This window comes from Paraburkholderia sp. (genome assembly GCF_047605525.1).
GTDB lineage: Bacteria > Pseudomonadota > Gammaproteobacteria > Burkholderiales > Burkholderiaceae > Paraburkholderia.
In genome coordinates, this window is sequence record NZ_JASGFN010000003.1 from 196,283 (window position 1) to 210,437 (window position 14,155).

The 14,155-nt window shown below is 64.7% G+C and carries 9 protein-coding genes; 3 read left to right on the forward strand and 6 right to left on the reverse strand.

All coding sequences use genetic code 11. The features are described from left to right. Positions 1-939: 939 nt before the first annotated feature. Positions 940-2,841, forward strand: a complete 1,902-nt coding sequence (locus QM685_RS05265; RefSeq protein ID WP_415113438.1) for a propionate--CoA ligase — start codon at positions 940-942, stop codon at positions 2,839-2,841. A 24-nt stretch (positions 2,842-2,865) separates the two neighbouring features. Here QM685_RS05265 and QM685_RS05270 read toward each other — a convergent pair whose 3' ends face one another. Next, positions 2,866-3,660 carry a 5'-methylthioadenosine/adenosylhomocysteine nucleosidase gene (locus tag QM685_RS05270; RefSeq protein WP_415113440.1) on the reverse strand — a complete coding sequence of 265 codons (795 nt, stop codon included), beginning with the start codon at positions 3,658-3,660 and terminating at the stop codon, positions 2,866-2,868. Continuing rightward, positions 3,657-6,020, reverse strand: a complete 2,364-nt coding sequence (locus QM685_RS05275; RefSeq protein WP_415113442.1) for a UvrD-helicase domain-containing protein — start codon at positions 6,018-6,020, stop codon at positions 3,657-3,659. Before QM685_RS05275 ends, QM685_RS05270 begins: the two co-directional genes overlap by 4 nt. Positions 6,021-6,779: 759 nt before the next feature. On the opposite strand from QM685_RS05275, the gene QM685_RS05280 reads away from it, so the two are divergent. Both QM685_RS05280 and galU read left to right on the forward strand, forming a co-directional pair. Next, positions 6,780-9,659, forward strand: coding sequence for a valine--tRNA ligase (locus QM685_RS05280; RefSeq protein WP_415113444.1), 2,880 nt, complete (start codon positions 6,780-6,782; stop codon positions 9,657-9,659). Between the two features lie 67 nt (positions 9,660-9,726). Then, a complete protein-coding gene (gene galU, locus QM685_RS05285; protein ID WP_415113446.1) occupies positions 9,727-10,608 on the forward strand; it encodes a UTP--glucose-1-phosphate uridylyltransferase GalU in 882 nt (293 codons plus the stop codon). Between the two features lie 104 nt (positions 10,609-10,712). On the opposite strand, the gene QM685_RS05290 is transcribed toward galU, so the two are convergent. From QM685_RS05290 to QM685_RS05305, 4 genes are all read right to left on the reverse strand, one after another. Further along, the gene (locus tag QM685_RS05290) at positions 10,713-10,940 is read right to left on the reverse strand and encodes a sulfurtransferase TusA family protein (protein ID WP_075301700.1); all 228 of its coding nucleotides are present in this window, start codon (positions 10,938-10,940) and stop codon (positions 10,713-10,715) included. Positions 10,941-11,071: 131 nt separating this feature from the next. After that, positions 11,072-12,103: a Gfo/Idh/MocA family oxidoreductase gene (locus QM685_RS05295; RefSeq protein WP_415113987.1), complete on the reverse strand. Its 1,032-nt coding sequence runs from the start codon at positions 12,101-12,103 to the stop codon at positions 11,072-11,074. Then, a complete protein-coding gene (gene iolG / locus QM685_RS05300) occupies positions 12,103-13,119 on the reverse strand; it encodes an inositol 2-dehydrogenase (protein WP_415113448.1) in 1,017 nt (338 codons plus the stop codon). Before iolG ends, QM685_RS05295 begins: the two co-directional genes overlap by 1 nt. Next, on the reverse strand, positions 13,112-13,996 hold the full coding sequence (locus tag QM685_RS05305) for a MurR/RpiR family transcriptional regulator (protein ID WP_415113450.1): 885 nt from the start codon (positions 13,994-13,996) through the stop codon (positions 13,112-13,114). The genes iolG and QM685_RS05305 overlap by 8 nt, the downstream gene beginning before the upstream one ends. Positions 13,997-14,155: the final 159 nt, after the last annotated feature.

A 14,155-nucleotide genomic window follows, 5' to 3' on the forward strand; every position in this document is an offset into this window, starting at 1 on the left:
AGAAAACCGGTAGCGGTGAGGAGTACCGCGATGCCATCGGCGGTAGCCAGGACGGGGAATGGATCGGTCCATTTGTCCATGTTCGTCGTGCGCGGGTAGTGAGGTTTCCCGCCGCCATATGCTTTGTTCACGTTGATGATGTTGAATGCTATTGGCGATGTCGTTGTTCCTGGGGTGTTGGCCTTTCCTTGCATTCATGTCGGTGTATTGGCGTTGCCCCTGTGCGGGGCGGCACCTACTTTCTTTGCTGCTGCAAAGAAAGTAGGCAAAGAAAACAGCTTTACACCGCCAGTTCTTAAGTGGGTCCCCTGGCCTGGAAAGGGTAGTGGTGCATCTGGAATCCGTGCCCTCGCACACTCCGCTTTCGTGACAAGGCCATCATTCTTCCGGCGACGCTGCGCGCACCGAAGCCCCGCTCAAAAACCATCGGTCGTTTTCCGGCGCCTCGCCGAGGCGCAGCCGACGGCTCCCGCTGCGCGGGCCATCTCGCAGGTTTCCCTAGCAGACCCGTCCGCGACGCACGCAGTGCGAAGTGGGAGCGGATGAGCGCTTTGTCACTGAAGCGGAATGTGCGAGGGCACGGATTCCAGATGCACCACGACCGGCAGAGGACCGGGGTGCCCACTTATGAGCTGGCGGTGTAAAGCTGCTTTCTTTGCCTACTTTCTTTGCAGCAGCAAAGAAAGTAGGTGCCGCCCCGCACAGGGGCAACGCCAATGCACCGACATGAACTCAAGGAAAGGCCAACACCCCAAAAACACAGACAAAATTTCCGGCGCAAAATCACACCAAGCCACCCTCATGGTGAACCCGCGTTGCCCGCACCACCACCCATGTCTATGCTTGTGCGGACACCCACACCACCCCGCGCACAAAATTTGCACGACTGTTCGAGTTTGACCTGCCCCTTCCACTCACGTCGCAGAAGGATCGCCGCCGATGACCCGCTACCGCGATTTCCACCGCCGTTCGATCGACAACCCCGAAGCCTTCTGGCGCGAAGAGGCACGGCGGATTCACTGGCACACCCCATTCGGCACCGTGCTCGACCGCTCGAAACCGCCGTTCGCGCGCTGGTTCGTCGGCGGCCGCACGAACCTCTGCCACAACGCGGTGGACCGCCATCTCGCCGAGCGCGCGCAGCAGAATGCGCTCGTCTACGTATCGACCGAAACCGGCATCGAGCGGCGCTACACGTACGCCGAGCTGTACGCGGAAATCAACCGGATGGCCGCGGTGATGCGCTCGCTCGGCGTGAAGCGCGGCGACGTCGTGCTGCTCTATCTGCCGATGATCCCCGAGGCGATGTTCGCGATGCTCGCCTGCGCGCGGCTCGGCGCGATCCACTCGGTCGTGTTCGGCGGCTTCGCGGCGCCCAATCTCGCAGCCCGCATCGACGACGCGAAGCCGGTGCTGATCGTGACCGCCGACGCCGGCGCGCGCGCCGGCAAGGTGATCGACTACACGCCGCTCGTCGACGAAGCGCTCTCGCGCGCGACGCACAAGACCCCGCACGTGCTGCTGATCGACCGGCAGCTCGCGCCCGCGCGCCTGAGCGCGCCCTACCTCGTCGCCTACGAGCCGCTGCGCGAACAGTTCTTCGATGCGCACGTGCAATGCGAATGGCTCGAATCGAACGAGCCTTCGTACGTGCTGTACACGTCGGGCACGACCGGCAAGCCGAAGGGCGTGCAGCGCGACGTCGGCGGCTATGCGGTCGCGCTCGCCGCATCGATGGAATACATTTTCGAGGGCAAGCCCGGCGACACGATGTTCACCGCCTCGGACGTCGGCTGGGTGGTCGGCCACAGCTACATCGTCTACGCGCCGCTGATCGCGGGCCTGACCACCGTGATGTACGAAGGCACGCCGATCCGCCCGGACGGCGGCATCTGGTGGCGGCTCGTCGAGCAGCACAGGATCAACCTGATGTTCACCGCGCCGACCGCGCTGCGCGTGCTGAAAAAGCAGGACCCGGCGCTGCTCGAGGCAGCCGATCTGTCGAGTCTGCGCACGCTCTTTCTGGCCGGCGAACCGCTCGACGAACCGACCGCCACGTGGATCGCCGGGGCGCTCGGCAAACCGGTGATCGACAACTACTGGCAGACCGAAACCGGCTGGCCGATGCTCGCGATTCCGCGCGGCATCGAAGCGCTGCCGACCAAGCCCGGTTCGCCGGGCGTGCCGTCGATCGGCTACAGCCTGACGCTGCGCAACGAGTTGACCGGCAAGCCATGCGCGGTCGGCGAAAAAGGCGTGCTGACGCTCGACTATCCGCTGCCGCCGGGCTGCATGTCGACGGTCTGGCGCGACGACAAGCGCTTCGTGAAAACCTACTGGTCGAGCGTGCCGAACCAGCAGGTCTATTCGACATTCGACTGGGGCGTGCAGGACAAGGACGGCTACGTGACGATCCTCGGCCGCACCGACGACGTGATCAACGTCGCGGGCCATCGCCTGGGCACGCGCGAGATCGAGGAAGCGCTGTCGAGCCACGCGGCGGTCGCGGAAGTGGCGGTGGTCGGCGTGACCGATCCGGTAAAGGGTCAGGTGGCGATGGCGTTCGTCGTGCTGCGCGGCGCGCAAGCCGATGGGGACCCCAGCGAGCGCGCGCGGCTGGGCGCCGAACTGGCGGCGACGGTCGATCGTCAGTTGGGCTCGATTGCGCGGCCCGCGCGCGTGGTGGTGGTGTCGATGCTGCCGAAGACGCGCTCCGGCAAGCTGCTGCGCCGCGCGATCGCGGCGCTCGCCGAGGGCCGCGAGCCGGGCGATCTGCCGACGATCGAGGACCCGGCGGCGTTGCTGCAGGTACGCGACGCGCTCGGCAGCGGGAAAGAATGAGTTGCGCGGGACGAGGGCGCGTCGTCAACCCGCCGCGCCGCGTCCTTCGAGAAATCGCGCCAGAATCGCATTCGAATACGTGCCCGCGATTTCCGTCAGGAACGACACGAACGACGCCGGCGCGTGATCGTCGGCGGTGTCGGAGATCGTGCGCACGACCGCGCACGGCACCCCGTACTCGTAACAGACCTGCGCGAGCGCCGCGCCTTCCATCTCGACCGCGAGCGCATCGGGCAGCGCAGCGCGCAGTGCGTTGACGGCCGCCGCGCTCGCGACGAACTGATCGCCGCTGACGATCAGCCCGCGATGCACGCGCGGCTCATGCGTGCCGAAGCGCGCCGCGCAGGCCGCGCCCTCTTCCGCGACGAAACGCTCGCACGCGGCGGCGAGCCGGTCGGCGAGCGCCGCATCGGCGGCAAAACGCGACCTGCCGAGCAGCGGCACCTCGAAGCGCGGAAAGAGCGGCGACGCATCGAGATCGTGCTGCAGCAGCGTGCTCGCGACGACGATATCGCCGACCCGCACGTCGCTGCCCACGCCACCGGCAACACCGGTAAACACGATCGCCTCGACGTCGAACGCATGGATCAGCGCGCTGACCGTCGCGGCCGCCGCAACCTTGCCGACGCGCGCGAGCGTGACGACGCACGGCGTGCCGTGCACGGTGCCGACGTGATAGTCGCGCTGGCCATGCGTGAGCGTGCGCACGCCGGACCCGGCGCGCATCGCTTTGATCAGGTCGCCGAGTTCCTGCGGCAATGCGGCCAGAATGCCGAGCGGGCGCGGCGCACCGTGAGGGACGTTCAAGGACGCGCTCATTCGACCGTCTGCAGTTTCGCAACGGCCAGCGCGAGCCATTTCTCGCCGTGCCGCTTGAAGCGGACCTGCGCCTTCGCATCGGTGCCGGAGCCTTCGAGCGCGGTGATCGTGCCTTCGCCGAACTTCGTGTGGAACACCTGCTGGCCGACCCGGAAACCCGTGTCCGCGGCGCGTTGCTCGTTCGCGAAGGCCGGCGCCGGCGCGGACGCGACCGATACCGTCGATGCCGAACCGCCCCCATGACCCGGCCGCGCGAACCAGTCGCGCCCATAACCGGCGTTGTCCGAACGGCCGCCCCAGCGCGAACCGGCCTCGACCTTCGGCGTGAGCCACTTGAGCGTTTCGTGCGGCAGTTCGTCGAAGAAGCGCGAGCGGATGTTGTAGCGCGTCTGGCCATGCAGCATCCGGCTCTGCGCAAACGACAGATAAAGCCGCTCCTTCGCGCGCGTGATCGCCACGTACATCAGACGCCGCTCTTCCTCGAGGCCGTCCGCCTCCATCGCACTGTTCTCGTGCGGAAACAGCCCCTCTTCGAGCCCGGTGATGAACACCGCGGTGAATTCGAGCCCCTTCGCCGCGTGCACGGTCATCAGTTGCACCGCTTCCTGGCCGGCCTGCGCCTGGTTGTCGCCGGCCTCGAGCGATGCATGCGACAGGAAGCCTGCGAGCGGCGTCATCGTGTCGGGGTTCTGCGCCGGATCGGCGACGCCCGGCGCGTCGAGCACGACGGTATTCGGATCGTCGGTCGCGACAGCCAGTTCGGGCGCCGTGCTCGCGCCCGGGCGCAGCGGAATCGAGCGCGCGGGGGTGTCGAGCCCGTAGCCCTCTTCACTGACGAACGCGGCGGCCGCGTTGACGAGTTCCTGCAGGTTCTCGAGTCGTTCCTGACCTTCACGCTCGTTCTGATAAAACTCGGCGAGGCCGCTCGCGCGGATCACGTGCTCGACGGTCTCCGGCAGGCTCATCTGCTGCGTTTCCGCGCGCATCCTGCCGATCAGGTTCGCGAACGCGGCGAGGCTCGAGCCCGCCTTGCCCGCGACATACGGAATCGCAGCGGCCATCGAGCAGTTGTACAGACGCGCCGAATCGGCGAGCTGTTCGAGCGAACGGGCGCCGATGCCGCGCGTCGGGAAATTGACGACGCGGGCGAACGCGGTGTCGTCGTTCGGGTTGTCGATCAGGCGCAGATACGCGAGTGCGTGCTTGACTTCCTGGCGCTCGAAAAAGCGCAGGCCGCCATATACGCGATATGCGATGCCCGCGTTCACGAGCGTGTGCTCGATCGTGCGCGACTGCGCGTTGCTGCGGTAGAGCACCGCGATTTCGCTGCGCGACAAGCCGGTGTTGATCAGCGCGCGAATCTCTTCGACGATCCAGCCGGCCTCCTGCGAATCGGTCGCCGACTCATACACGCGCACCGGTTCGCCGTGCCCGGCGTCGGTGCGCAGATTCTTGCCGAGGCGCCGCGAGTTGTTCGCGATAAGCTGATTCGCGGCATCGAGAATATGGCCGTGCGAACGATAGTTCTGTTCGAGCTTGATCAGATTGCGCACATTGAATTCGTGCTCGAAGTCGCGCATGTTGCCGACGTTCGCGCCGCGAAACGCGTAGATCGACTGGTCGTCGTCGCCGACCGCGAAGATCGCGTTGTGCTGGCCCGCGAGCAGCTTGAGCCACGCGTACTGCAGCTTGTTGGTATCCTGAAACTCGTCGACGAGGATGTGTTTGAAGCGCGCCTGATAGTGCGCGCGCAGCGGCGGATTGTGCGCGAGCAGCTCGTGGCAGCGCAGCAGCAGCTCGGGGAAGTCGACCACGCCTTCGCGCTGGCATTGCTGATCGTAGGCTTCGTAGAGTTCGACGAACTTGCGGTTGAAGTTGTCGGTGGCGTCGACGTCTTTCGGACGCAGCCCCTGCTCTTTCGCGTTGTTGATGAAGTACTGGAGATTTTTCGGCGGGTACTTTTCGTCGTCGATGTTGAGGCCTTTCATCAGGCGCTTGATCGCCGACAACTGGTCCGCGCTGTCGAGAATCTGGAACGTGGCGGGCAGCCCGGCGTCGCGGTGATGCGCGCGCAGCATGCGGTTGCACAGGCCGTGGAAGGTGCCGATCCACATGCCGCGGGTATCGATTGGCAGGAGCGCCGAGAGGCGCGCCATCATTTCGCGGGCGGCCTTGTTGGTGAAGGTGACCGCGAGGATGGTCGCGGGGGATGCGAAGCCATGCTGGATGAGCCACGCGATGCGGGTGATGAGGACGCGGGTTTTGCCGCTGCCGGCGCCCGCGAGGATCAGCGCGGGCTCGTTCGGGAGCGTGACGGCGGCGTGTTGTTCGGGGTTCAGGTTGGCGAGGAGGTCAGGCATTTTCTCGTGAGGACGGCAGGTCAGATGGCATTATATGCCCCGGCGGGGGTGGGGGCTTTTGCTTGGCGGAGCCTGTTTTTTTCGTTGTTCCTGGGGTGTTGGCCTTTCCTTGTATTCATGTCGGTGTATTGGCGTTGCCCCTGTGCGGGGCGGCACCTACTTTCTTTGCTGCTGCAAAGAAAGTAGGCAAAGAAAGCAGCTTTACACCGCCAATGCTTAAGTGGGTCCCCTGGCCTGGAAGGGGTCGTGGTGCATCTGGAATCCGTGCCCTCGCACACTCCGCTTCAGTGACACAGCGCTCATCCGCTCCCACTCCGCACTGCGTGCGTCGTGGACGGGTCTGCCTGGGAAACCAGTGAGATTCGCCCGCGCAGCGGGGGCCGTCGGCTGCACCCCGGCGAGGCGTGGGAAACGGCCGTTGGTTTTTGAGCGGGGCTACGGCGCGCGCAGCGCCGCCGGAAGAATGATGGCCTTGTCACGAAAGCGGAATGTGCGAGGGCACGGATTCCAGATGCACCACTACCCCTTCCAGGCCAGGGGACCCACTTAAGCATTGGCGGTGTAAAGCTGCTTTCTTTGCCTACTTTCTTTGCAGCAGCAAAGAAAGTAGGTGCCGCCCCGCACAGGGGCAACGCCAATACACCGACATGAATGCAAGGAAAGGCCAACACCACAAGAACAACGAAAAAACAGGCCCCGCCACTCGCCGCTTATAATCAGAGATTCTCCGCATCCACCAGCCCGCCTTCAACCAGAAACATGAGCGACACCCAGAGCTCCCCCACCTCGACGCTTGCCAAAAGCTTCGAACCCCACACCATCGAAGCCCACTGGGGCCCGGAATGGGAAAAGCGCGCATACGCCGCGCCCTCCTTCGACGCGAACCGCAAGGATTTCTCGATCCAGTTGCCGCCGCCGAACGTCACGGGCACGCTGCACATGGGCCACGCGTTCAACCAGACCATCATGGACGGCCTCACCCGCTATCACCGCATGCTCGGCGAAAACACCCTGTGGGTGCCGGGCACGGATCACGCGGGCATCGCCACGCAGATCGTCGTCGAACGGCAGCTCGACGCGCAGGGCGTGTCGCGCCACGACCTCGGCCGCGAAAAATTCGTCGAGCGCGTGTGGGAGTGGAAGCAGCAGTCCGGCTCGACCATCACGAACCAGGTGCGCCGCCTCGGCGCGTCGATCGACTGGTCGCGCGAATACTTCACGATGGACGACAAGATGTCCGCCGCCGTGCGCGACGTGTTCGTCCGCCTGTATGAACAGGGCCTGATCTATCGCGGCAAGCGCCTCGTGAACTGGGACCCGGTGCTGCTCACCGCCGTGTCCGACCTCGAAGTGGTCAGCGAGGAAGAAAACGGCCACCTGTGGCACATCCGGTACCCGCTCACCGACGGCTCCGGCCATCTGACCGTCGCCACCACCCGTCCGGAAACCATGCTCGGCGACACCGCCGTGATGGTCCACCCCGAAGACGAGCGCTACGCGCACCTGATCGGCAAGACCATCACGCTGCCATTGTCGAATCGCGAAGTGCCGATCATCGCCGACGACTACGTCGACCGCGAATTCGGCACCGGCGTCGTCAAGGTCACGCCCGCGCACGATTTCAACGACTATCAGGTCGGCCTGCGCCACAAGCTGCCGCAGATCGAAATCCTCACGCTCGACGCGAAGATCAACGACAACGCCCCGGAAAAATACCGCGGCCTCGACCGTTTCGAAGCCCGCAAGCAGGTCGTCGCCGACCTCGAAGCGCTCGGCGCGCTCGAATCGGTGAAGCCGCACAAGCTGATGGTGCCGCGCGGCGACCGCACCGGCGTCGTGATCGAGCCGATGCTGACCGACCAGTGGTTCGTCGCGATGAGCAAGCCGGCGCCCGAAGGCACGTTCAATCCGGGCAAGTCGATCGCCGAAACCGCGCTCGACGTCGTGCGCAACGGCCAGATCAGATTCGTGCCGGAAAACTGGACCACCACGTACTACCAGTGGCTCGAAAACATCCAGGACTGGTGCATCTCGCGCCAGTTGTGGTGGGGCCATCAGATTCCGGCGTGGTACGGCGAAAACGGCGAGGTGTTCGTCGCGAAGACCGAGGAAGACGCGCGCGCGAAGGCCGCCGCGGCCGGCTACACGGGGGCATTGAAGCGCGACGAAGACGTGCTCGACACGTGGTTCTCGTCGGCGCTCGTGCCGTTCTCGTCGCTCGGCTGGCCCAACGAAACGGAAGAACTGAAGCACTTCATGCCGTCGTCGGTGCTCGTCACCGGCTTCGACATCATCTTCTTCTGGGTCGCGCGCATGGTCATGATGACCACGCACTTCACCGGCAAGGTGCCGTTCGACACGGTCTACGTGCACGGTCTCGTGCGCGACGCCGAAGGCCAGAAGATGTCGAAGAGCAAGGGCAACACGCTCGACCCGATCGATATCGTCGACGGCATCGGCCTCGATGCGCTGGTCGCGAAACGCATCACCGGCCTGATGAATCCGAAGCAGGCCGCGTCGATCGAAAAGAAAACCCGCAGGGAGTTTCCGGACGGCATCCCGGCGTTCGGCACCGACGCGTTGCGCTTCACGATGGCGTCGATGGCGACGCTCGGGCGCAACGTGAACTTCGACCTCGCGCGCTGCGAGGGCTACCGCAACTTCTGCAACAAGCTGTGGAACGCGACGCGCTTCGTGCTGATGAACTGCGAAGGCCACGACTGCGGCTTCGGCCAGCCGGGCCCGTGCGGCACCTGCGGTCCGGACGGCCATCTGCATTTCTCGCCGGCCGACCGCTGGATCGTGTCGCAGTTGCAGCGCGTCGAAGCCGAAATAGCCAAGGGTTTTTCCGACTATCGTTTTGACAATGTGGCCAACGCCCTATACAAGTTCGTATGGGACGAATACTGTGACTGGTACCTCGAACTCGCCAAGGTGCAGATCCAGACCGGCCAGCCGAACCAGCAGCGCGCCACGCGCCGCACGCTGTTGCGCGTGCTCGAAACGGTGCTGCGCCTCGCGCATCCGGTGATTCCGTTCATCACCGAGGCGCTGTGGCAAAAGGTGGCGCCGCTCGCCGGACGCTATCCCGAGGGCAAGGCCGAGGGCGAAGCGTCCATCATGGTGCAGCCGTACCCCATCGCGGAGCCGTCGAAGCTCGACGAGGATGCCGAGCGCTGGGCGGCCGATCTCAAAGCGGTCATCGACGCGTGCCGGAATCTGCGCGGCGAAATGAACCTGTCGCCGGCAGTCAGGGTGCCGCTGCTCGCCACCGGCAACGCGGAGCGCCTTCGCACTTTCGCGCCTTACGCCCAGGCGCTGGCGCGTCTGTCCGAAGTGCAGATCATCGCCGACGAAGCAACGCTCGACGCGCAGGCAGATGGCGCGCCGATTGCTATCGTAGGCAGTGACAAGCTCGTGCTGAAGGTCGAAATCGACGTGGCGGTCGAACGCGAACGTCTGTCGAAAGAGATCGCGCGGCTGAGCGGCGAAATCGCCAGATGCAACGGCAAGCTGCGGAATGAAAGCTTCGTTGCGAAGGCGCCGCCGGCAGTCGTTGAACAGGAACAAAAGCGGCTTGCCGAATTCGAAGCCACTGTTGGCAAGCTGAAAGCACAACTGGCTCGCTTGCCGGTCTGATCGACGCGCCCTGGCCGCCGCCGCAATGGCGGGCAGGGCCTTAAACCAGAGGACTCAGGGTATTCACATGCTTAAAGTTACGAAGGCGGTATTTCCGGTAGCAGGTCTTGGCACCCGGTTCCTCCCCGCCACGAAGGCGAGCCCCAAAGAGATGCTGCCGATCGTCGACAAGCCGCTGATTCAGTACGCGGTCGAGGAGGCGATGGCGGCGGGTATCACCGAAATGATCTTCGTCACCGGGCGCAGCAAGCGCGCGATCGAGGACCATTTCGACAAGTCCTATGAAATCGAGGCCGAACTCGAGGCGCGCGGCAAGGCCAAGCTGCTCGAACTCGTGCGCAGCATCAAGCCGAGCCACGTCGACTGCTTTTACGTACGCCAGGCCGAAGCGCTGGGCCTCGGCCATGCGGTGCTGTGCGCGGAAAAGCTGGTGGGCGACAACCCGTTCGCCGTGATTCTCGCGGACGATCTGCTGTACGGCACGCCGCCCGTGATGACGCAGATGATCGAGGTATTCGATCACTATCACAGCTCGGTGATCGGCGTCGAGGAAATCCCGCCGCAGGACACGAAATCGTACGGGATCGTCGACGGCAAGGAATGGGAAGACTCGATCATCAAGATGTCGGGCATCGTCGAAAAGCCGGAGCCGAACGTGGCGCCGTCGAACCTCGGCGTAGTGGGCCGCTATGTGCTGAAGCCGCGCATTTTCGAGCATCTTCGCTCGATCAAGCCGGGCGCGGGCGGCGAATTGCAGTTGACGGACGCGATCCAGTCGCTGCTCGCCGACGAACAGGTGCTCGCGTACAAATATCACGGCACGCGTTTCGACTGCGGCAGCAAACTCGGCTATCTGAAGGCGACGGTCGAGTTCGCGCTGCGTCATCCGGAAGTGGCCGCCGATTTCGACGAATATCTGCGCACCCGTTCGCCGGTTCTCGAAGGCTGACGCTCAGGCAGCACACGCTGCCTACCGAAACGAAAAAGGCGCTGTGCCCCCAATTGGGGGCACAGCGCCTTTTTTTACATCGGCGTGCAGTTTCTGGATAACGCTTAACGGCGCCGCATCAGAAACGTAAACACCTTGTCCTGCGCCGAGCTTTCGACGATCTCGTTGCCGGTCTGCTTCGCGAACGCGGCGAAATCGCGCTGCGAGCCGGGATCGGTGGCGAGCACCTTGAGAATCTGGCCGCTTTCCATGTCGGCGAGCGCCTTCTTGGCGCGCAGGATGGGCAGCGGGCACATGAGCCCGCGCGCATCGACTTCCTTGTGAATCTGAATTTGCATCGACGATGACCTTCGGGACGAGGCGTCGCTCACGACGCCGGACAGAGGGTCAAATTCTACAGCAGGCGCCGTCTTGCCGCCGGGCGTTGCATGCCGATTCACACGCCCACGCGCAGTGCACCCGGCTACAGCGTCACCGCCTGCCCGCCATGCAGCGACTGCCGCAGCGCGACGCCGATGCGCGTCGCTTCGAGCGCATCGGCGAGCGTCGCGCCCGCCTGCTCCGCCCCGCCCTGCACCGCCGCGACGAACGCGCGCGCCTCGTGCAGAAACGCGTCCTCGAAACGGTCGAAAAAGCTCGGCGTGCATTCGTTGCGAATGCCCGTCGCGTCGTAGATCTCGACGCGATTCGCGCGGGGATTGCGGCCGATCGAAAGCGCGCCGGCCGTGCCGATCACTTCGCTGTGAGTATCGTTGCCATGCGCCTGGGTGCGCGACGCGTAGAACATCGCAAGGCCGCCGCCTTCGAATTCGCAGATCGCGACACCGTTGTCGACGTCGCCGAATTGGCGCAGTCCGTCGTGCAGCGCGACCGCGCCCGCCGCGAACACGCGCGTCGCGCGTGGCTTGCCGAGCAGCCAGCGGGCCACGTCGATGTCGTGCACCGTGCAATCGAGAAAGATGCCGCCCGAGGTCGCCGCGAAGCGCACGAAAAAGCCGTCGTCGTCGTTTTTATCGGTGGTCTGCGAGCGCACCAGAAACGGCCGGCCGATCTGTCCCGCCGCGATCCTGTCGAATGCGTCGCGATAGCTCGGATCGAAACGCCGCATGAAGCCGATCGTCGCCTGCAGATGCGGATAACGCGCGGCCTCGGCGAGCACGCGCTCGCATTCGGCGACCTCGAGCGACAGCGGCTTCTCGCAAAACACATGCTTGCCGGCACGCAACGCATCGACGATCTGCTGCGCGTGCAGCGACGACGGCGTAACGAGCCACACCGCGTCCACATTAGGATCGGCGAGCAGGTCCGTGTAATCGTCGTAAAGACGCGGCTCGGGCAACGCAGCGCGCGCCCATGCCAACTCGTCCGCGAGCGGACTGCACGCGGCCACGAGCGCCGCGCCCGGCACGCGATACGCGAGGTTGTCCGCATGCCGCTTGCCGAGCCGCCCAAGCCCGACCACGCCGATTCGCAGCCGCTCCGTGGCCGGCTTCATCACGATGCCTCGCCGAGCTTGAGCGCGCCGCCCTCGCGCCACGAACGCGTGGCGGCTTCGGCAAGTTCGAGCGCCTTCAGACCATCGGCGACCGTCGTGCGCACCGGCTTGCCGTGCGTGACCGCGTCGAAGAAATGCGCGATTTCGAGCGCGTACGCCGCGCGATACCGTTCGAGAAAAAACGCCTCGGGCACGTCGGTCGACACCTGGGTCTTCGAGTACGCGGTGACTTCGGTGGGCCTGACGTTGCCTGCCTGCAGCATCCCGCTGCTGCCGAGCACCTCGAAGCGCTGGTCGTAGCCGTACGCGGCGCGCCGCGCGGTGTTGATCTGGCACAGGCGCCCGCGCTTCGTGCGGATCGTCACGGCGGTCGAATCGATGTCGCCCGCTTCCGCGATCGCCGGGTCGCTCAGGCAACTGCCGGTCGCATGCAGCGTGTCGGCTTCATCGTCGAGAATCCAGCGGAAGATGTCGAAATCGTGAATCAGCATGTCCTTGAAGATGCCGCCCGAGTGCCGGATGTAGTCGACCGGCGGCGCGCCCGGATCGCGGCTCGTCACGACGAGCATTTCCGGCGTGCCGATCTCGCCCGCGTCGATGCGCGCCTTCAGCGCCGAGAACGTCGGATCGAAGCGGCGCTGAAAACCGATCATGCAGACGACGCCGGCGCGCTCCACGGCCTCGGCGCACAGGCGCGCGCGCTCCAGGGTCAGATCGACCGGCTTCTCGCAGAACACGTGCTTCTTCTGCTCGGCCGATTTCACGATCAGCTCCGCGTGCGTGTCGGTGCTCGAACAGATCACGGTCGCGCCGATCGATGCATCGCCGATCGCGCCGTCGATATCCGCGACCTTCGCGCCATGCTGCGCGGCCAGGGCGGCGGCGGCCTCGCGATTGACGTCGACCACGTACTTGAGCCGCACGCCCGGCTGCCGCGCGAGATTCGCCGCATGGATCCTGCCGATGCGCCCCGCGCCGAATACCGCGACGTCGATCGTGTTTACCGCGTCAGTCATCGTAGCCTCCGGTGTCGTTGGATTCCTCAACGTTCAGTTCGAGCTTGTACGCGAGCGCGATAAACAGCGCCTGGCACAGGCAGATCGTGCTGGTCAGCGAGCGGAACGCGAACGCGCTGCCCTCTTTCACATACAGTTGCGTGCTCGCGTAGCGCGCGAGCGGCGATAGCTGGCTGTCCGTGATGACGAGCGTCTTCGCCTGATGATGATGCGCGACGCGCAGGCAGTACTGCGTCTCCTTGCCGTACGGCGCGAAACTGATCGCGATCACGACGTCGCCCTTCTTCACGCTGCGAATCTGCTCGCGATACATGCCGCCGAAACCGGACACCAGATGCACGCGCCTGGGCGTATGCTGCAATGCATAGACGATATAGCTCGCCACCGGAAACGAACGTCGCACGCCGATCACGTAGATGTTGTCGGCCTGTTGCAGCATCTTCACGGCAGCATCGAACTGGCGGTCGTCGAGCCCCGCTTCGAGTTCCTCGAGCCCGCCGCGCGACGCCGCGATGAATTCGCGCGCGACCGCGCCGCCGGAAAGCGTGCCGGGCTTCTCGTCGATCAGCTTGCGGATGCGCTGCTGATAGCTCGGCGACGACACGTGCTGCCCGGTGTACGCCTGACGGAACACCGCCTGCAGATCGGAGAAGCCGGAAAAGCCGAAGCGCTGCGCAAAGCGCACCACCGCCGACGGATGCACGCCGCAGCTCGCGGCGATATCGCTCGTGCGGTCCATCATCACGCTCGAACGATGCTGCTCGATATAGGTCGCGACGTTCTTCAACTGACGCGGCAGCGACTCGTAGTTATCCGCGATGCGCTGCATCAATTCGTCGACGCCCGGCAACGCTTCTTCGGTGCCTGATTCCGCCATGACTGTCTCCCGGGTGCCCGTGCAATGCGGCAGACGCGCCCGCGGCCCGCCGCACGCGCTTCCAACGCTGCCGATTATAGGCAGCCGCCATGCCAAATGGAATGCATTTTCCATTTTTATTTTTCATGAAATTTTCTTTGCAAGGCCTCGGAAGATGAC

Bases quoted from the DNA above. Each gene is read 5' to 3' on its own strand.
- galU (WP_415113446.1), top strand. From the start codon at position 9,727: ATGCTTAAAGTTACGAAGGCGGTATTTCCGGTAGCAGGTCTTGGCACC.
- QM685_RS05275 (WP_415113442.1), bottom strand. From the start codon at position 6,020: ATGCCTGACCTCCTCGCCAACCTGAACCCCGAACAACACGCCGCCGTC.
- QM685_RS05270 (WP_415113440.1), bottom strand. From the start codon at position 3,660: ATGAGCGCGTCCTTGAACGTCCCTCACGGTGCGCCGCGCCCGCTCGGC.
- QM685_RS05305 (WP_415113450.1), bottom strand. From the start codon at position 13,996: ATGGCGGAATCAGGCACCGAAGAAGCGTTGCCGGGCGTCGACGAATTG.
- iolG (WP_415113448.1), bottom strand. From the start codon at position 13,119: ATGACTGACGCGGTAAACACGATCGACGTCGCGGTATTCGGCGCGGGG.
- QM685_RS05295 (WP_415113987.1), bottom strand. From the start codon at position 12,103: ATGAAGCCGGCCACGGAGCGGCTGCGAATCGGCGTGGTCGGGCTTGGG.
- QM685_RS05280 (WP_415113444.1), top strand. From the start codon at position 6,780: ATGAGCGACACCCAGAGCTCCCCCACCTCGACGCTTGCCAAAAGCTTC.
- QM685_RS05265 (WP_415113438.1), top strand. From the start codon at position 940: ATGACCCGCTACCGCGATTTCCACCGCCGTTCGATCGACAACCCCGAA.